The sequence below is a fragment of the Lacinutrix mariniflava genome (assembly GCF_001418015.1).
GTDB lineage: Bacteria > Bacteroidota > Bacteroidia > Flavobacteriales > Flavobacteriaceae > Lacinutrix > Lacinutrix mariniflava.
This window is the reverse complement of the sequence record NZ_LIQG01000025.1, coordinates 1-18318: the sequence shown is the minus strand read 5'-3', so window position 1 is coordinate 18318 and position 18318 is coordinate 1. Positions and strand designations below refer to the sequence as shown.

The following is an 18318-nucleotide window of genomic DNA, read 5'->3' as shown; positions in this document are numbered from 1 at the left end:
ATATTACGATTTTAAGGAAATGGAAATGGATTCAACAACTTTTATAAAGAAAAAGAGAAGAGAGCGTTGTTTAAAACTATATATTATTTAGTTCTAGTGTTACAAAATCTATAGATTGTGATTTAGAGTATTTAAGACTTTCACTTTTCAGATTAATTAAAACATGTAAAAATGTATACATTATAGATGAAGCAGAGAACGGAAGTGGAATAATAACTTTTAGGAATTTAGATGTGACCGCTTTTGTTGCAGATTTTAGTAATAGAATTTTCTAAGTCTACTGCTAACTATAAAATCCTCTAAGTTTTCTTTTATAAATCTACTTTTACAACGTATCTTTGCCTCAAATTTTTAAGGGCTATCAAAAGCTCTAAAAGCAAAGCAATACATTGAGTACTAAAACTACAATAGCACAACCTTCATTAATTTCAGATTTTAAAGAAATCACTAAAATGCGTTTAGCATTAAGTGTCGTGTTTTCTTCAGTTGCAGGTTATTTGCTTGGTGTAGACGAGGTTAATTATACAACATTATTACTTCTCGCATTAGGTGGTTATTTTATGGTTGGAGCTTCTAACGCTTACAACCAAATTATAGAAAAAGATTTAGATGCTTTAATGGACAGGACTAAAAATCGTCCTATTCCTGCTGGCCGTATGACTGTGAAAACGGCATTTGTAATAGCAACGGTTTTTACAATTTTAGGGCTCTCTATTTTATATTATATAAATCCTCAAACAGCTATGTTTGGTGCGATTTCTATCTTTCTATATACTTGCGCTTACACACCTCTAAAAACAAAAACACCTATAGCTGTATTTGTTGGTGCTATTCCAGGTGCAATCCCTTTTATGTTAGGTTGGGTAGCAGCGACTAACGATTTTGGTATTGAACCAGGAACTTTATTCGCATTGCAGTTTTTCTGGCAATTCCCACATTTTTGGGCCATTGGATGGTTTCTATTTAACGATTATAAAAAAGGAGGCTTCTTTATGTTGCCAACTAAAAAACAAGATAAAGGCACGGCAGTACAAACAATTATGTACACTATTTGGACTATATTAATTTCAATTGTGCCAGTTTTTGGTGTAACAGGGAAATTAAAATTGTCTTATGTTGCAGCAACCATCGTCTTTGGTTTAGGTTTGTTTATGTTATATTACGCGATTCAATTATTTAAAAAAATGACTGAAAAAGCGGCTAAACAACTCATGCTAGCGAGTGTCTCTTATATTACATTATTACAAATTATTTACGTAGTAGATAAGTTTATTAGATAATTATGGATTTAACTCAAGGAACCTTAAAGGAAAAGAACGAACGTGCAAAAAAAATGATGCTTTGGTTTGGCCTTATCGCATTATTTATGTCGTTTGCAGGTTTAACAAGTGCAGTAATAATTAGTCGTACACGTCCAGATTGGTCGAAAGCGTTAGATTTGCCACAAGTATTTTTAGTGAGTGTTTTTGTAATAATAGGTAGTAGTATTGCCTATGTTTTTGCACAACGCGCTTTAAGAAATAACAATAGACAACTAACAATGCTATTATTGTTGACTACTTTTGTGCTAGGAGTACTGTTTATTATACTTCAATTTCAAGGTTTTAGAGCGCTAATAGAGGCTGGGTATTATTTTACGGGTGAGACTAGTGATCCTAAGGCGTCATTTATATTTTTAATTGCCTTTTTTCATATACTACACGTTGCAGTTGGACTAATTTGCTTGTTGGTTGTAATTTATAATCATTTTAAACAAAAGTATTCTGCGGATAATATGTTAGGTATGGAATTGGCCGGAACATTCTGGCACTTTATTGATATACTGTGGGTATTCTTGTATTTACTAATGTATTTTGTAGGTTAGATTTTTACAATATAAGGGCGGTCAAGAAACAGAATTTACTAATCAGATAAAACAAGGCTCAAAAATTATAGTTTAACATTTCTTTAGTAGAAGAAAATGATTATTTTTGTGCAATATTTAAAATTAACGAACTCAACTATATGAATACTACAGTTGCAACTACTGGAACAGAAGGTAAAACTTGGGGAGGCGGAAATGATCCTCTAAAAGCCAGTTATGGTAAAATGATGATGTGGTTTTTTATCGTTTCCGATGCCTTAACATTTTCAGCATTTTTAGCTGCTTACGGTTTTTCTAGATTTAAATTTATTGAATCTTGGCCAATTGCAGACGAGGTTTTTACGCACGTACCTTTCTTTCATGGTAATTATCCAATGATTTATGTGGCGTTTATGACGTTTATATTAATTATGTCTTCTGTAACTATGGTGTTAGCTGTAGATGCAGGTCATCACTTAAATAAGAAGAAAGTAACATGGTACATGTTCTTAACAGTTATTGGTGGTGTTATATTTGTTGGTTCTCAAGCTTGGGAATGGAACACTTTTATTAAAGGAGAATATGGTGCTATACAAACTAACGGAGGAAATATTCTTCAGTTTGGGGAATACAAAACCGTAGAGGGAGAACAAAAATTCGAGCGTGTAGCTATTGCAGACTTTGCAAAAGCGTCACATACTGAGAGAACACAACACGAAAGCAAGTCTGGGCTATGGTTTGTTAGTGAAGGTACACTGCCGGAATACTCTATAGACGAAGTTTATAAAGGTTTAGTTGCTAACGAAAATATATTGATTAGAAATCAAATTATTAACGAGCACGGTCATAAAACAGTTTTATCTCGCGAAGAATCTTTAAAACAATTAAAGTCTGATGGTAAAGCAGTAATACATGGTGCTAATTTAAAAGTAAATGAATATGGGTCTCCATTATTTGCAGATTTCTTTTTCTTTATCACAGGATTCCACGGTTTCCACGTATTATCAGGAGTTGTTCTAAATATTATTGTTTTCTTTAATGTTATTATTGGTACTTACGAAAGACGTAAAAGCTACGAAATGGTAGAGAAAGTAGGATTGTATTGGCACTTTGTAGATTTAGTTTGGGTATTTGTATTCACATTCTTCTACTTGGTATAATTAAAAAATAGTATCATTCCCTATAAAAGGGATTTATATAAAGCATATTAAAATGGCACACGAGCATAAATTAGAAATATTTAGAGGGTTATGGAAATTTAAGTCTAACACTCAAAAAATTTGGGGTGTATTAGCATTCTTAACATTTGTAACTGCGGTTGAAGTAGTTTTAGGTATTTACAAACCAGAAATGTTTATGGGTAAAGTTTTGGGCATGAAAGCACTTAACTGGATATTTATTATCCTTACAATAGTAAAAGCATATTATATTACTTGGGATTTTATGCACATGCGTGACGAAGTAAAAGCATTAAGACGCATGGTAATATGGACAGCCGTATTTTTAATATGCTACTTAGTGTTCATTCTATTGCAAGAAGGAGGCTATATTGAAGGCGTTTATTCTAACGGATTTGTGAAAAGAGATTTTTAGTTAAAAATATAAGTTAAAAGATAAAAAAAGGTGGTTTTTTAAAACCACCTTTTTTATTTTTGTAACTCAAATAAATGTGATGAAGATGAATAAAAAGGCCATAAAAAAATACTCCATTTTAGGAATTTTGTTTTTTCTTCCAGTTGTATTTTTACTTATGTTATATCCGGCTACTAATAACTACAATGTTCTAGATGTTGTAAAAGATGAAGTGCTAGATATTTCAAATTTATCTTCAGTTACAAATTCAGATGTGCTATTAAAAGATCACATTACTGTTTTAGGCTTTTTAGGAAGTGATCCCGAATCTAGAGTCGTAGAAGCTTCCAATCTTAAAGAACTTGTTTATAATAAGTTTAAAGGCTTTAAAAAGTTCCAAATTGTAATGATGGTGACTAAAGAGTCCCAAGACAGGACGACGAGGTTAACTCAAGAATTAACTAGGTATAGCGTACACAAGTATTGGCATTTTGTATATGCTAGTGATAGCGATATTAATAAACTATTTAACAGCCTTAGAACAAGCGAGCAACTTGATAACACATTAGCTACAAATAGTGTTTTTGTTATTGATAAAGAATTAAGCCAACGTGGGCGACTGGACGATAGGTCTAAAAAGGAAATTGAAAAAGAAGCACAGGTTTATCCACTTACCGCATACGATTGTTCTCAAGTTTCTATTATCAAAAATAAGTTAGCGGCAGAAGATATGCGTGTGTTATTGGAGGAATACAGAAAATCTGGAAGAAATAAAATTGATTCTTCAAACCGAAGAGCCAAAGATCTTAATCCTGATAAAGAAACAGATGAAAAAGAATAACTACTCATACATAAGTATCGCTTTTATTATTTTATTATTCGGAATTATATTCGTTCCAAAAATAGTAGATAGAATAAAAAATAACGACATCACTAGAAATGATAGAATTAGTGTTGGGCAAGACAATAATTTTGAAGATAAAGGAGATTTAGCATTTATAGAAATAAATGGAAAACCTAAAAAAGTACCTGCTTTTAACTTTATTAATCAAGACGGTAAAACCATCACACAAGACGATTACAAAGGCAAAGTATATATTGTAGAGTTCTTTTTTACAACATGCCCAACTATTTGTCCAAGAATGAATAGAAACTTAGTAGAGATTCAGGAAACATACAAAATGGATAAGGATTTTGGTGTGGCTTCTTTTTCAATTACTCCAGAATTTGATACTCCAGAAATTTTAAAAGCTTATGCTGAAAAGTATGGTATTACCAATCCTAATTGGAATTTAATGACAGGAGATGAGTCTGAAATATACAAACTAGCTAACGTTGGCTTTAATATATTTGTTGGTAAAGTTGAAGATGATGAAATTGGTTTCGAGCATTCTGGAGATTTTGCTTTAATAGATAAGAATGGATTTATACGTTCTAGATTAGATGACTTTGGTAATCCGAAAATTTTCTATAAAGGTGTTATTAGCGAGCAAGAGAAAATGGACGAAGACGGTAATGAACAAGAAATAACAATGCTAAAAGAGGATATTAAGAAGCTTTTAAACGAGTAAGTCTTAGATTATTATTTCTATTTACTTTAGAAAGCAAAACAGTATAATACAAATGAATACACCAGAAAACATACAAAACGAAAAGAAATATAATAAATGGATTGTTGCACTTTCTGTTATTATTCCTATTGCTGTAGCTATCTTATTTCGTGTTAAACTTAAAGATTTTGGTTTTAATGTAGAGCCATTAACATTCTTACCTCCAGTTTATGCCACTATAAATGGAATAACTGCTGTTGTTTTACTCTTAGCTGTGTCGGCAATAAAGAAAGGTAATAAAGTACTTCATGAGCGATTAATGAAGTTTGCGATCTCTCTATCAGTAATATTCTTATTGCTATATATCGGATATCACATGACTAGCGATTCTACCAAATTTGGAGGTGAAGGCGCTATTGCTTATGTGTATTACTTCATTCTAATAACACATATTTTATTATCTGTTGTAGTCATTCCTTTTGTATTGATTACTTACGTAAGAGCAATTTCTAATAACTTCGAAAGGCATAAAAAAATAGCACGTATTACATTTCCATTATGGTTATATGTTGCTGTAACGGGTGTTATTGTGTATTTAATGATATCTCCTTACTACGTGTAATTTAATCTATTGTCACTTCGAGTGATTTCGAAGCATGAGAAATTGTATCGAGAAGTAATTTTATAAAAATGAAAAACAAAGCAATCGTATTATTTTTATCTCTCCTCACTTTTATTGAGACAAATGCACAATGCGCAATGTGTCGTGCGGTTTTAGAAAATGAAGAAGGTCAAGGTGTAGCAAAAGGTATAAACGATGGTATTATCTATTTAATGGCAATACCATATATTTTAATTTTTGGTGTTGGCTTTGCTATTTATTGGAAGTATTTTAGAGTTAAAAAGGAGAAATAATATTTTGTTTACTAGAGTTTTATTAATCTGTTTAATGTAAATATGCAGGTTTTAACATTTTATTAGCAAAATTCCTGTAACAAATAAAGTCCTTTGTAGTCTAATGGATATGATGTAGTTAACATCTAATCAAAAAACCAACCATTATGCTCAAAATAAATAAGCTACACAAGTCTTATCCAATTGGAGATTCTAGTTTACATGTATTAAAAGGAATAGACCTATCTGTAGAAGCAGGAGAAATGGTAGCTATTATGGGTTCTTCGGGATCAGGAAAATCTACTTTACTTAATATAATAGGAATGCTGGACGAAGCAGATGAAGGTGAATACATTTTAGACAATGTTCCTATTAAAAATCTTACCGAAAAAAAGGCAGCTATTTATAGAAATAAATTTTTAGGGTTTATTTTTCAGTCTTTCAACTTAATAAATTATAAAAACGCTTTAGATAACGTCGCTCTACCTTTATACTATCAAGGCTTAAAACGTAAAGAACGTATAGAAAAAGGGCTATTTCACTTAGAAAAAGTAGGACTTAAAGATTGGGCGCACCATTTACCAAATGAGTTATCTGGTGGACAAAAACAGCGTGTTGCTATTGCACGAGCATTAGCGGCAGATCCAAAGTTATTATTAGCCGATGAGCCAACAGGAGCATTGGATACCAAGACTTCTCACGAAATTATGGATTTTATTCAATCGCTTAACGATGAAGGTAAAACCATATTAATGGTAACACACGAAGAGGATATTGCAAGCATGTGTAAGCGAATAGTTAGACTTAAAGATGGTGTTATTATAGAAGATACGTTTGTAGAACAAGTAAGAGCATCACAATATGTTTGATAGAGACCTCTGGAGAGAAATTTTCCAAAGTATAAATATGAATAGAACCCGATCTTTATTATCTGGTTTTACGGTAGCATTTGCTATTTCTCTATTTGCAATATTATTTGGTATTGTAAATGGATTGGTAAATACATTTGATTCTGCATTTGCAGACGATGCTTCAAATTCAATATTTGTACAATCTGGTATGACATCTAAAGCTAGTAATGGCTTACAAGCAGGAAGACGTATTCAATTTAAAAATGAAGATCAAGCTTGGATTAAAGAAGAATTTGGAGACAAAGTACAATACATTACTTCAAGAGTGTACTTAAATGTTGTTGCTACTTTTAGAAACGAAAAAAGTAATTATAGCATTCGTGCGGTTAACCCGGATCATCAATATTTAGAGAATACAAAAGTAACTTATGGGCGTTATGTAAATGAGTCTGATATTAAAAACAAAACCAAAGTAGTCGTTATTGGGCGTTTGGTAGAAGAAGATCTGTTTTTAAAAACAACAGCTATTGGAAAGTATATAAACCTAAACGGTATTCAATATAAGGTAGTAGGTGTGTTTAGTGACGATGGTGGAGATAATGAAGAACGTTTAATCTACATGCCAATAAGTACAGCACAACAAATTTATGGGAATAACGATTATGTCGATCAAATAAATTTAACCTATAATCCTGATATGAATTTTGATGCAGCTATTGGTTTTAGTAATCTGCTAACAAAAAAACTTAAAGATAGATTTACGGTTTCTCAAAACGATCAACGTGCCATTCGTGTTCGAAATCTAGCTAACGAATCGAAAGCAATTAACCAGTTTACATTTATTCTAGGCTTTCTAGTTTTAGTTATTGGTTTTGGAACCTTAATAGCAGGAATTGTTGGTATTAGTAACATGATGATTTTTATTGTTAAAGAGCGTACTAAAGAAATAGGTATTCGTAAAGCCTTAGGTGCTTCTCCAAAATCTATTGTATCTATTATTTTACTAGAATCTATATTGGTAACTATTATTGCTGGTTTCGTAGGTTTAGTAATTGGTATGGGCGTGGTAGAATTTGCAGGTCCGTTTTTAGAGAAATATTTTATTAAAGATCCATCGGTAAGTTTAAGTATTGTAGTTGGTGCAGCCATTACACTTATTTTGGCAGGTGCGATAGCAGGATATTTACCAGCAAAAAAGGCTTCAAGAATTAAACCTATTGTAGCACTTAGAGACGATTAATTATGATTAACAAAGTAATTTTAATAGGTTTCCAATTTGAATTAATAAAAATTAACGAATGAAATTTTTATTTGAAAGAGATACGTGGCAAGAAGTCTACGATAGTTTAACCAAAAATAAACTACGTACAGCATTAACTATGGTTGGTGTTTGGTGGGGAATTTTATTACTTATTGGACTATTAGGTTCGGCACGTGGTATCGAAAACTCATTTAATAGGTTGTTTGGAAGCTTTGCGACAAATAGTGTATTTGTATGGGCACAAAGTACAAGTAAGCCATTTAAAGGGTTTCAAGAAGGTAGACAAGTACAGCTTAAAATAAGCGATGCTAAAAAGATAGAGGAAAATGTAGAAGGTATAGAGTTTGTTGTGCCAAGAAACCAAAGTCAAGCTTTGGTAGTTCATAATTTTTTATCTGGAAATTTTGGAGTAAATGGTGATTATCCTTTGCTAGATCAGGTTCAGAAAAAGAAAATGATTCAAGGACGTTTTATTAATCAGACAGATATTGATGAGAATAGGAAAGTAGTTGTTATTTCAGAAGAAATATATAAACAACTTTTTGAAAAAGATGCCGAAATGATAGGTGAGTACATTCAGTTAAACGGAATGAATTTTAAAGTCGTTGGTATGTTTGAAACTGGAAATGCAAATATGGGACCTTCAAGCGATATTCATATTCCATTTACAACCTTTCAGCAAATATATAATATGGGCGAAAATATTGGTTGGATGATGATTACCGGAAAACCAGAATACGATATTTCGCAAATAGAAACCGATGCTAAACTTATTCTAAAAAACTTAAATAAAGTACATCCTGAAGATAACCGTGCCTTTGGCAGTTTTAACTTAGGAAAGGAATTTGCAAAAATCACAGGTTTTTTAACTGGTATGCAGTTTCTAACTTGGTTTGTTGGTATTGCTACACTTATTGCAGGTGTATTTGCTATTGGTAACATTTTACTTATTACTGTAAAAGAAAGAACTAAAGAAATAGGAGTGCGTCGTGCACTTGGTGCAACACCATTCGAGATTAAAAGACAAGTAGTTTTAGAAGCTGTCTTTATTACTTTAATCGCAGGATTATTAGGTATAATAAGTGGAGGATCCATACTAATGTTATTAGATTCTTTGTATGGTCAAGGCGATGAGGCAATGTTGGTAAATGCATCAGTTTCTATTAGTATCGTTTTTGTTGCACTAATAATTTTAATAGTTTTAGGAACATTAATAGGATTAATACCTGCATTTAAAGCAACGAGTATAAAGCCAATTGATGCTTTAAGAGAAGAATAATAAACCAATCAAAATAATAAAATAGAGCTTATAGCTTTAAAATCAACCGAGAAATTAAATTAATAAATAATGAAAAAAGCATTAAAAATTATAGTAGGATTAGGATTGCTTATTGCACTCGTATTCGTGTTAAAGTACTTTAAAGATTCTAACTCTAAATCTGTAGAAGATTTTAAAACAGCAGAGCCTTTTTACGATTCAATTAATACTAAAATTGTAGCTACTGGTAAGTTAAATCCAGAAGAAGAAATTGAACTTAAGCCTCAAATTGCTGGAATTATAGATAAAATTCTAGTAGAAGAAGGAGATATTGTTAAAAAAGGAGATGTAATCGCTAAGATTAGAGTAGTACCAAACGAACAAAGTTTAGTTGGTGCAAATGGACAAATATCGTCTGCAAAATTGGCTTACAATAACTCTAAAACTATTTACGATAGAAATAAATCGTTGTTCGATAAAGGAGTAATTTCAAGACAAGATTTTGAAAACAGTGAGTTAGCTTTAAACCAATCTAACGAAACGTTACGTCAAGCTCAAAATAATTACCAAATTATTAAAAGAGGTTCACTTTCTGGAGGAGGCTCTGCAAATACAAATATTGTTGCATTAATTCCTGGTACTATTTTAGAAATCCCTGTACGTGAAGGAGATCAGGTAATAGAAAGTAATAACTTTAATGCAGGTACTACAATTGCTACAATTGCAGATATGAGCAAAATGATTTTTGAAGGTAAAGTAGACGAAGCAGAAGTTGGTAAACTTGAAGAAGGAAAAGATATTAAAGTTGTATTAGGTGCTATTGGGGAAAAAGAATTTCCTGCAAAACTTACTTTTGTTGCGCCTAAAGGTAACGAAGAGAACGGAGCAGTACAGTTTACAATTAAAGCAGATGTAGAAGTAGAGTCTTCAACAAAAATTAGAGCTGGTTATAGTGCTAATGCAGAAATTGAAATGGAATCGAGAGATAGCATTATGGTTATTAAAGAGTCTTTACTTCAATTTAATAGAATTACAGAAAAGCCTTTTGTTGAAATAGAAAAAGGTGAAGGTAAATTTGAAAAAGTAAATGTTGAATTAGGTCTTTCTGATGGTATTAATGTAGAAATTACGGATGGTGTTAAAGAAGGTGATAAAATCAAGGTGTGGAACAAAGCCTCTAAAGAAGATAACGATGATGAAGATTAATATAAAAAGTATTTTAACAAGTGCGTGTTTTGTATGTGTAGGCTTTTCGGCTTATGCTCAAGATAAAGTATGGACATTAGAAGAAAGTGTAAAACACGCTTTAGAAAATAACATTTCTATTGTACAGGCTCAAAATACATTATTGTTAAACGAGCAAGATATTATTGCTTCTAAAGGTTCTTTTTTGCCTTCTGTAAGTGGTAGTGCCGGACACAGTGTATCGGTAGGTAATACAGAATTGTTTCCAGGTCAATTTGCAGATAGAACATCTAATAGTACTAATTTTAATGTTGGTGCAAACCAAACTATTTTTAATGGTTTTAGGTTAACTAATATTTACAAGCAGTCTCAGTTAAGTTTAGAAACTAACAAACTAGAGTTGCAGCGTATTAAGGATGATATTTCTCTTAATGTGGTAAATTCATATTTAAATATTTTATTTAACAAAGAGAATTTAGAGTCTGCAAAAGCGCAATACGAATTTTCAAAAAAACAACTTAACCAAGTTCAAGAATTAGTTGATGCTGGTGTACAGCCAAAAGCTAATATTTATGATGCACAAGCAACATTAAGTAGAGACGTGCAAAGTGTTACAGTTGCAGAGAACAATTACGAATTATCATTATTATCATTATCTCAATTGTTACAAGTAGATTTTGCTGGTTTCGATGTAGAAGTTATTGATGTGGTTGATCCATCGGCAGAGTTAATGTACGATGATGTTACTCCAATATTAGATTACGCTATTGAGAATAGAAGTGAAATTAAAGTAGCTGAAAAAAATATTGAAAACTCAAAAATAAGTACAGAAATATCTAAAAGCGGATTTTACCCAACTGTTTCTGCAGGCTATAGTTTTGGATCTAATGTTTTCTTTACTAATTTAACAGATACAGAAGATAGGTTCTTTCAACAGCTTAACGATCAAAAAGCACATAGTTTTAGATTGAGTGTTAATGTTCCAATATTTTCTGGGTACCAGAATAAAACTGCAGTTGCAAAATCACAAATTCAGGAACAGAATGCATTGTTAGGTTTAGAGCAAGCTAAATTAACTTTAGAAGCAAATGTACAGCGTGCTTTTACAGATGCAAAGTCTGCATTAAGAGCTTATGAAGCTGCAAAAGTGTCTTTAGAATCTCAAGAGTTAGCCTTTAGTAATTCTGAAGAACGTTACAATATTGGAGTTATGAATGCATTCGATTTAGAGCAGTCAAGATTAAGACTTGTAAATGCTGAAGCGTCATTAATTAATGCTAAATATGATTTTGTTTTCAAAACAAAAGTTTTAGATTTCTATCTTGGAAAACCAATAACACAGTAAAATATAAGATATATTAGCAAACTGTTTTATATAAATTATAAAGAGTAAATTAAACCTAAAGTAAAAGCACTAATTTACTTTAGGTTTTATGAATTCTAAAAAAATAAATTGATGTACATATTAAGTATAGAAACGTCAACAACAAATTGTTCAGTCTCACTATCTAAGAATGGTGAGACTTTGCTTTTAAAAGAAGATTACAGCAATAACTATTCTCACGCAGAAAGGTTACATGTTTTTATAGATGAAACGCTTCGCGAAGCAAAAATCGAGCGCTCGCAATTAGATGCAATAGCAGTTAGTAAAGGACCTGGGTCTTATACAGGATTGCGTATTGGTGTTTCGGCAGCAAAAGGCTTGTGTTATGCTTTAGATATTCCGTTAATTTCAATCTCTACTCTAGAAGCTTTAGCGCATCAAGTTAAACCAGAAAGTGGTGTAATTGTGCCAATGTTAGATGCTAGACGTATGGAAGTGTACTCAGCTATTTTTTCTTCAGAATTTATAGAAATAAGAAAGATTGAAGCCCAAATTTTAGACGAAACTTCTTTTGCTAAAGAATTATCTAAAGGCAAAGTGTATTTTGTTGGAAATGGAGTAGAAAAAACAAAAGCACTTTTAAATCATGAAAATGCCATTTTTATAGAAGATAAATTACCATCTGCAGACCAGATGAGCGCTTTGGCTTTTTTAAAGCATAAAAAAAGCGACACCGAAGATGTCGCTTATTTTGAACCTTATTATCTAAAAGATTTTGTGGCTTTAAAGCCTAAACCTAAAAAATAATTATCCTTCTTTATGGATCTCTACTTGATGTGGATAAGGTATTTCTATTCCTGCAGTATCTAGAGCTTCTTTAGTTTGTTCTGTTACTTCAAAATAAACTGCCCAGTAGTCTTCAGCTTTACACCAAGGTCTCACAGCAAAGTTTATAGAACTATCTGCTAATTCTAGAACGTTTACTGTAGGTGCTGGATCTTTTAATACTTTTGGATGATTTGCTATTACGTTAAGTAAAACCGCTTTTGTTTGCTTAATGTCAGACTCGTAACCTACACCAAAAACAAGGTCTACTCTTCGAGTGCCTTCAGTAGTGAAATTAATAATATTACCATTGGATAATGCTCCATTAGGAATAATAATTTCACGATTAGATAAGCCGGTAAGTTTAGTTGTGAAGATTTCGATTTCTTTAACAACACCTACTTCTCCTTGCGCTTCGATTAAATCTCCTATTTTTATAGGTTTAAAAATCATTAGTAAAACACCTCCAGCAAAATTACCTAAAGAACCTTGTAATGCTAGTCCAATAGCTAAACCAGCAGCTGCAATTATTGCTGCAAACGATGCCGTTTGAATACCTAATGTTCCTAAGACAATAATTATTAATACTATTTTTAAAACCCATCCAATTAAATTAAGAAGGAATTTTTTTAGACTTGCATCGTAATTAGCCTTTTCCATTGTTTTGCTAACTCCTTTTCTGAGGTATTTAATAATAAAAGCACCAATTATCCATATTACTATTGCTAGCAATATTTTAGGTGTATATTCTAGCATTAATTCATAGCCTTTGTCAATCCACTTTTGTAATTCCATTCTTTAAATTTAATTTGTTAAAATTTATTAATGCAAAATTAGAAATTTTATAAGGAGATTTGCTTAAACCTATGTTATTTTTAACTTAATCTACTAACGTCTAATTTTATCGGTAAACCGAATTATATCGTACCAAGTAATATTCTAATGAATATTAAACATATAATTGCCGGTCCTGCTTGTACTATAAATAATTTTATTTTTTTTGTAGAGTAAGCGCCATAAATACCCGCAATTATTACACATATTAAGAAAAACTGTACCACAAATACGTTCTTTTCTATAAATGAGAAAAATAGTAAACCTGCTGCCAGAAAGCCATTATATAAACCTTGGTTAGCAGCCAGTACTTTTGTTTCTTCAGCGAAAGCTTCATCTTTAATTCCAAAGGCTTTTCTTGTTCTTGGACGTGTCCATAAAAACATTTCTAATATTAAAAAGTAGAAATGTAGTACAATTACAATAATACTAAAAGTGGTGATAATGGTTGAAATCATTAGTTTGTTTATTTATTTATTAGTGGTTTTAACGCTCTAGATTTGTGTTTTGAGAACTGTTTAGTACAAAACGCATTTATTCTATGTAAAGCTAAATTACTGTCTTTTTTATAAGTAGCAGTTATTTTGTTTTTATAATAGGTAGGAATAATACGATAATGATTGTTATATAAATATAACAATCAAACTGTATTTAAATGCAGTATATAGATAAAAGTACAATTTCATGGTTGTTTGACAACCTAGAGGCTATATAAATTCAGTATTTATTAGTAATATTGTACATAACCTAAATATAAAACAAAAACCATCCATAATGAAGCAATTTACGCTAATAGTAGTTTTATTTTTTTGTTCCTCTGTTCTTTTCGCACAAGATGTGTTAATGCAGAATGGGACTTTTAATCAATGTTCGGGTACCTTATATGATTCTGGAGGCGTTGATGGTACCTATGCAGATAATGAGAGTCTTGTGTTAACAATCTGTCCAGATGGCCCAGATCAGTTTATCCAACTAGCTTTTACTACTTTTGGAACTCAAATAGGCTTCGATGAGCTTACAATTTATGATGGAGATGATACTACAGGTGCAGTTTTAGGTGTTTATTCAGGAGCTGGTGCTGCTAATAATCCTGGCACTATATCAGCTGCAACAACTAGTGCAACAGGTTGTATTACTTTAGAGTTTGTTAGTGATGCAGGTGGTAATACTACAGGATGGGCAGCAGATATTAGTTGTTTACAATCTTGCCAAACAATAACACCAACAATAGATACTACAAATCCAGTAGCAAATGGAGGAGGAATAATTCAAATACCTGTAGGAGATTCTATAGATTTTACTGGTAGTGCTACATTTTCAGACGACGGAACAGGTGCTGTTTATACATGGAATTATGGAGATGGAACTGCTGCTGTTGATGGAGAGTCGGTTAACCATCAATTTAATAATATTGGAACGTTTACAACTACATTTACCGTTACTGATGCAAATCCTACGGGATGTTCAGAATCTGTAACAATTACGATTGAAGTTTTATCGCCTTATATTCAAGTAGACCAAACAACTTACACTGTGCCAGAATTGGTAGAGGATGTGTTAATAGATAGCCCATGTGCGGCAGTCTCAAACATTAATTGGAGTACAGGTACTAATTTTGGAGACGTAAACGGTATTGGTTATTTTTCAGCAATTACTGGAGCTTTTGCTTTCGAAGCAGGAATTGTTTTAAATTCTGGAAATGCAATGGAAGCGGAAGGTCCTGAGTCAGGTATTCAAAGTAGCGGAGGACCAGGATGGCCTGGCGATGCCGATTTAGAAGCTGCTATTAATACAGATTTGGATAATATTGCTGGTGACGATTTACCAGCAGGTGGTTCTAGAAATGCATCATTTATTGAATTCGATTTTGTGCCTATAGCAAATAGTATAAGTTTTGATTTCTTATTTGCTTCAGAGGAATACGGAAATTTTCAATGTTCTTTTTCTGATGCTTTTGCTTTTTTATTAACAGATAATGTTACAGGTGTTACTAATAATTTAGCATTAGTTCCTGGTACTACAGATGTTGTTTCTGTATTTACAGTAAGAGATAATGCATTTGATGGAGGATGTTCTTCAGAAAACATTACTTATTTCGATTCGTACTATGGCGCAGGTGGACAGCCTCTTGCAAATAGTCCAATAGATTATCGTGGTTATACTGTAGCAATGACTGCCTTTTCAAATGTTACGCCTAATAATTCTTATACTATTAAATTAGTTGTTGCAGATGCTAGAGATACGTCATATAATTCAGCTGTATTTTTAGGAGCAGGGACATTTGATTTAGGTGGAGATTTAGGAGATGATTTAACTATTACAGCAGGTACTGCAGAATGTCAAGGGACATCAATAACTTTAGATACAGGATTGCCAACCGCAACTCATACTTGGTATTTAGATGGTGCCGTAATTTCAGGAGAAACTGGTTCTACTTTAGATGCATTAGTAGAAGGAACGTATTCTGTAGATATTGTTTTTTCTGCTACTTGTCAAACTTCAGATTCTATTTTTATAGAATTTATTCCTGGTCCTACTGTCGAGGCAGTTGATGATATTACCGAATGTGATAGTGGAGGACCTGTTATTTTCGATTTAACCGAAAATGAAACTACTGCAGTTGGTACGCAAGATCCTGCTACTATTGTTGTTACTTTTCACAATTCTCAAGCAGATGCAGATGCAGATGTAAACCCAATTACGAACCCATCTACTTACACAGGAACAGATGGAGAAGCTATTTATATAAGAGTAGACGATGTGGAGTCTGGAACATGTTATGCAACTGAAGAGTTTCAATTGTTATACCTAAATATAGTTTTAAATGCTGCAACAGATATAGAGGTTTGTGATGATGTTTCTAATGATGGAGTAGAATCTTTTAACTTAACAAGTAAGGATGGAGAGATTCTAGGAACCCAAGCAGCAACAGATTTTAATGTAACTTATTATACAGATTTTGCAAATGCAGATGCAGGTACAAATGCTTTAACAAGTCCATATTTAAATACTGGAAGTCCTCAGCCTATATTTGTAAGAATTGAAAGTATAGAAGATCCAGTATGTTATATAGCTTCTGCGACAGCGGTATTTAATTTAGTTGTTAATCCATTAGCAATTGCTACTCAACCTATAAATGTTGAAATTTGTGATGACCCAACAAATGATGGCGTTGAGGTTTTCGATTTAACAGCTTTAGAAACAGAAATTCTAGATGGTCAAGATCCAACTGATTATACAGTTAGTTTTTATACTCTACAAACAGATGTAGAGACATCTACAAACCCAATAACTAATCCAGCAACTTATTCTAATACAGATACTCCTACGCAAACGATTTACGTTAGAGTAGACGATAATTTGAATCCAACTTGTTTTGGTGAAACTAGTTTTACTATTACTGTTAATGCTTTCGATAACTCTACTTTCACTATGCAACCTACTTGTGATGGTGCAATAGTAGATACGGTAGTTCTTTCAGGAGGTACTTATGTGTTAAATCCAATGCCAACAGATGGAGCAACAATAGATGCTGCAATAGGAACAATTACTGGAGGAACTTCATTAACAAGTTACACCGTAGAGTATACAACAAATGGTACTTGTCCATCAACAAGCTCATTTACAGTAATGGTTGATGAAACTCTTGATGCTACATTTACTATGACGGCAAGTTGTGACGGTGGAACTGTAGTAACAGAAACAACTCCAGGAGGAACTTATGCTTTTAATCCACTACCAACAGATGGAGCGAGTATAGATCCAGTAACGGGAACAGTAACTGGTGGTACTTCTTCAGCATTATACATTGTTGAATACTCATTTGGAGGAGACTGTCCTTCATCTACTACAGTTGATTTAATTGTAAACCCAACAGACGATGCTCTATTTACTTATACACCAACTTGTGATGGTGCAATTATAAATACAGTTGAAACACCTGGAGGAACTTATAGTTTTAATATTACACCAACAGATGGAGCGACTTTAGATTCTGCTACAGGTACTATTTCTGGTGGAACGCCAGGAGCAGACTATACAGTAGATTACCTTACAAATGGAATATGTCCAGCATCTAGTACTTTGGTTGTTACGGCAAACCCATTACCAACCATAATCGACCCTACGCCATTAGAAGTCTGTGACGATGGTACACCAGATGGAATAACAGAAATAGATTTAACCCTAAAAAACAACGAAATTTCAGGTGGTAATCCAGCATACGCTGTAACGTATTACTTTACGCAAGCCGATGCTGATGGACAAGTAAACCCATTAGTGAGTCCATATACTAACGTTGTACCAAACATGCAAACTATTTATGTAGGTGTGCAAGACACAAACACAGGTTGTTACGATACAACTTCGTTAGATTTAGTAGTAGAACAAGCACCAGTGGCTTTCACACCGGCCGATTTAGAGTATTGCGATCCAGACAGTGATGGCTTTGGAGAGTTCATGCTATCGGATACCGAAGCAGAAATCACTGGAGGTGCACCAGGACTTACTGTAACTTACCATGAAACTATGGCGGATGCAGATAACAATGTCAACGCTTTAGCAAGTCCGTACAACAACATTGTAGTAAACACACAAACCATTTATATACGTGTAGAAAGTTCTACAATAGCAACAGATTGTGCAACATTTGTAGACTTAATACTTACTGTCAACCCAACACCACAAATAACAACAGCGGCAGTATTAACACCGCTAGAAGTTTGTGATGACAATGCAGACGGTTTTGCAAGTTTTAATCTACCAACAAAAGAACCAGAGATCCTAAACTTATTAGATGCAGATGCAACTAACGATTTAGATTCTACATTATATACTATTACATATTACACGTCAGAGGCTAATGCCGAAGCGCCAATCAATGCAATAGCAACGCCAAACGCTTATGTAAACACAACTGTAG

Annotated in this window: 17 protein-coding genes; 15 read left to right on the top strand and 2 right to left on the bottom strand. The window is 32.7% G+C overall.

The window, feature by feature from the left end:
- Window positions 1-389: 389 nt before the first annotated feature.
- From cyoE to tsaB, 14 genes are all read left to right on the top strand, one after another.
- Window positions 390-1280, top strand: a complete 891-nt coding sequence (cyoE, locus tag ASC44_RS07005; protein WP_275044202.1) for a heme o synthase — start codon at window positions 390-392, stop codon at window positions 1278-1280.
- A gap of 2 nt (window positions 1281-1282) precedes the next feature.
- Complete coding sequence (locus ASC44_RS07000; protein WP_055446900.1) at window positions 1283-1864, top strand: cytochrome c oxidase subunit 3; 582 nt, start codon at window positions 1283-1285, stop codon at window positions 1862-1864.
- A gap of 140 nt (window positions 1865-2004) precedes the next feature.
- Entirely contained in the window at window positions 2005-3003 is a 999-nt protein-coding gene (locus tag ASC44_RS06995; protein WP_055446899.1) for a cytochrome c oxidase subunit 3, read from the top strand.
- A gap of 52 nt (window positions 3004-3055) precedes the next feature.
- Complete coding sequence (locus ASC44_RS06990) at window positions 3056-3436, top strand: cytochrome C oxidase subunit IV family protein (protein ID WP_055446898.1); 381 nt, start codon at window positions 3056-3058, stop codon at window positions 3434-3436.
- A gap of 85 nt (window positions 3437-3521) precedes the next feature.
- Entirely contained in the window at window positions 3522-4256 is a 735-nt protein-coding gene (locus ASC44_RS06985; protein WP_055446897.1) for a hypothetical protein, read from the top strand.
- Entirely contained in the window at window positions 4243-4986 is a 744-nt protein-coding gene (locus ASC44_RS06980) for an SCO family protein (protein WP_055446896.1), read from the top strand. The genes ASC44_RS06985 and ASC44_RS06980 overlap by 14 nt, the downstream gene beginning before the upstream one ends.
- 52 nt (window positions 4987-5038) lie before the next feature.
- Entirely contained in the window at window positions 5039-5587 is a 549-nt protein-coding gene (locus ASC44_RS06975; protein WP_055446895.1) for a DUF420 domain-containing protein, read from the top strand.
- Window positions 5588-5655: 68 nt separating this feature from the next.
- A complete protein-coding gene (locus tag ASC44_RS06970) occupies window positions 5656-5880 on the top strand; it encodes a hypothetical protein (protein ID WP_055446894.1) in 225 nt (74 codons plus the stop codon).
- A 146-nt stretch (window positions 5881-6026) separates the two neighbouring features.
- The gene (locus ASC44_RS06965; protein WP_055435910.1) at window positions 6027-6728 is read left to right on the top strand and encodes an ABC transporter ATP-binding protein; all 702 of its coding nucleotides are present in this window, start codon (window positions 6027-6029) and stop codon (window positions 6726-6728) included.
- Window positions 6721-7950, top strand: a complete 1230-nt coding sequence (locus ASC44_RS06960; protein WP_055446893.1) for an ABC transporter permease — start codon at window positions 6721-6723, stop codon at window positions 7948-7950. The genes ASC44_RS06965 and ASC44_RS06960 overlap by 8 nt, the downstream gene beginning before the upstream one ends.
- A 58-nt stretch (window positions 7951-8008) precedes the next feature.
- On the top strand, window positions 8009-9250 hold the full coding sequence (locus tag ASC44_RS06955; RefSeq protein ID WP_055446892.1) for an ABC transporter permease: 1242 nt from the start codon (window positions 8009-8011) through the stop codon (window positions 9248-9250).
- Window positions 9251-9319: 69 nt separating this feature from the next.
- The gene (locus ASC44_RS06950) at window positions 9320-10435 is read left to right on the top strand and encodes an efflux RND transporter periplasmic adaptor subunit (protein WP_055435907.1); all 1116 of its coding nucleotides are present in this window, start codon (window positions 9320-9322) and stop codon (window positions 10433-10435) included.
- Entirely contained in the window at window positions 10425-11759 is a 1335-nt protein-coding gene (locus tag ASC44_RS06945) for a TolC family protein (RefSeq protein WP_055446891.1), read from the top strand. Before ASC44_RS06950 ends, ASC44_RS06945 begins: the two co-directional genes overlap by 11 nt.
- 108 nt (window positions 11760-11867) lie before the next feature.
- Entirely contained in the window at window positions 11868-12545 is a 678-nt protein-coding gene (gene tsaB, locus ASC44_RS06940) for a tRNA (adenosine(37)-N6)-threonylcarbamoyltransferase complex dimerization subunit type 1 TsaB (RefSeq protein ID WP_152973291.1), read from the top strand.
- Here the strand turns inward: tsaB and ASC44_RS06935 are convergent, their stop codons facing one another.
- Both ASC44_RS06935 and ASC44_RS06930 read right to left on the bottom strand, forming a co-directional pair.
- Complete coding sequence (locus tag ASC44_RS06935) at window positions 12546-13358, bottom strand: mechanosensitive ion channel family protein (RefSeq protein ID WP_055446889.1); 813 nt, start codon at window positions 13356-13358, stop codon at window positions 12546-12548.
- Window positions 13359-13480: 122 nt separating this feature from the next.
- The gene (locus ASC44_RS06930) at window positions 13481-13855 is read right to left on the bottom strand and encodes a DUF1304 domain-containing protein (RefSeq protein ID WP_055446888.1); all 375 of its coding nucleotides are present in this window, start codon (window positions 13853-13855) and stop codon (window positions 13481-13483) included.
- A gap of 316 nt (window positions 13856-14171) precedes the next feature.
- Between ASC44_RS06930 and ASC44_RS06925 the strand changes: the two genes are divergently transcribed.
- On the top strand, window positions 14172-18318 hold a 4147-nt coding region (locus ASC44_RS06925), incomplete at its 3' end, for a choice-of-anchor L domain-containing protein (protein ID WP_055446887.1).

Bases quoted from the DNA above. Each gene is read 5' to 3' on its own strand.
- ASC44_RS07000 (WP_055446900.1), top strand. From the start codon at position 1,283: ATGGATTTAACTCAAGGAACCTTAAAGGAAAAGAACGAACGTGCAAAA.
- ASC44_RS06995 (WP_055446899.1), top strand. From the start codon at position 2,005: ATGAATACTACAGTTGCAACTACTGGAACAGAAGGTAAAACTTGGGGA.
- ASC44_RS06990 (WP_055446898.1), top strand. From the start codon at position 3,056: ATGGCACACGAGCATAAATTAGAAATATTTAGAGGGTTATGGAAATTT.
- ASC44_RS06985 (WP_055446897.1), top strand. From the start codon at position 3,522: ATGAATAAAAAGGCCATAAAAAAATACTCCATTTTAGGAATTTTGTTT.
- ASC44_RS06980 (WP_055446896.1), top strand. From the start codon at position 4,243: ATGAAAAAGAATAACTACTCATACATAAGTATCGCTTTTATTATTTTA.
- ASC44_RS06975 (WP_055446895.1), top strand. From the start codon at position 5,039: ATGAATACACCAGAAAACATACAAAACGAAAAGAAATATAATAAATGG.
- ASC44_RS06970 (WP_055446894.1), top strand. From the start codon at position 5,656: ATGAAAAACAAAGCAATCGTATTATTTTTATCTCTCCTCACTTTTATT.
- ASC44_RS06965 (WP_055435910.1), top strand. From the start codon at position 6,027: ATGCTCAAAATAAATAAGCTACACAAGTCTTATCCAATTGGAGATTCT.
- ASC44_RS06960 (WP_055446893.1), top strand. From the start codon at position 6,721: ATGTTTGATAGAGACCTCTGGAGAGAAATTTTCCAAAGTATAAATATG.
- ASC44_RS06955 (WP_055446892.1), top strand. From the start codon at position 8,009: ATGAAATTTTTATTTGAAAGAGATACGTGGCAAGAAGTCTACGATAGT.
- ASC44_RS06950 (WP_055435907.1), top strand. From the start codon at position 9,320: ATGAAAAAAGCATTAAAAATTATAGTAGGATTAGGATTGCTTATTGCA.
- ASC44_RS06945 (WP_055446891.1), top strand. From the start codon at position 10,425: ATGAAGATTAATATAAAAAGTATTTTAACAAGTGCGTGTTTTGTATGT.
- ASC44_RS06935 (WP_055446889.1), bottom strand. From the start codon at position 13,358: ATGGAATTACAAAAGTGGATTGACAAAGGCTATGAATTAATGCTAGAA.
- ASC44_RS06930 (WP_055446888.1), bottom strand. From the start codon at position 13,855: ATGATTTCAACCATTATCACCACTTTTAGTATTATTGTAATTGTACTA.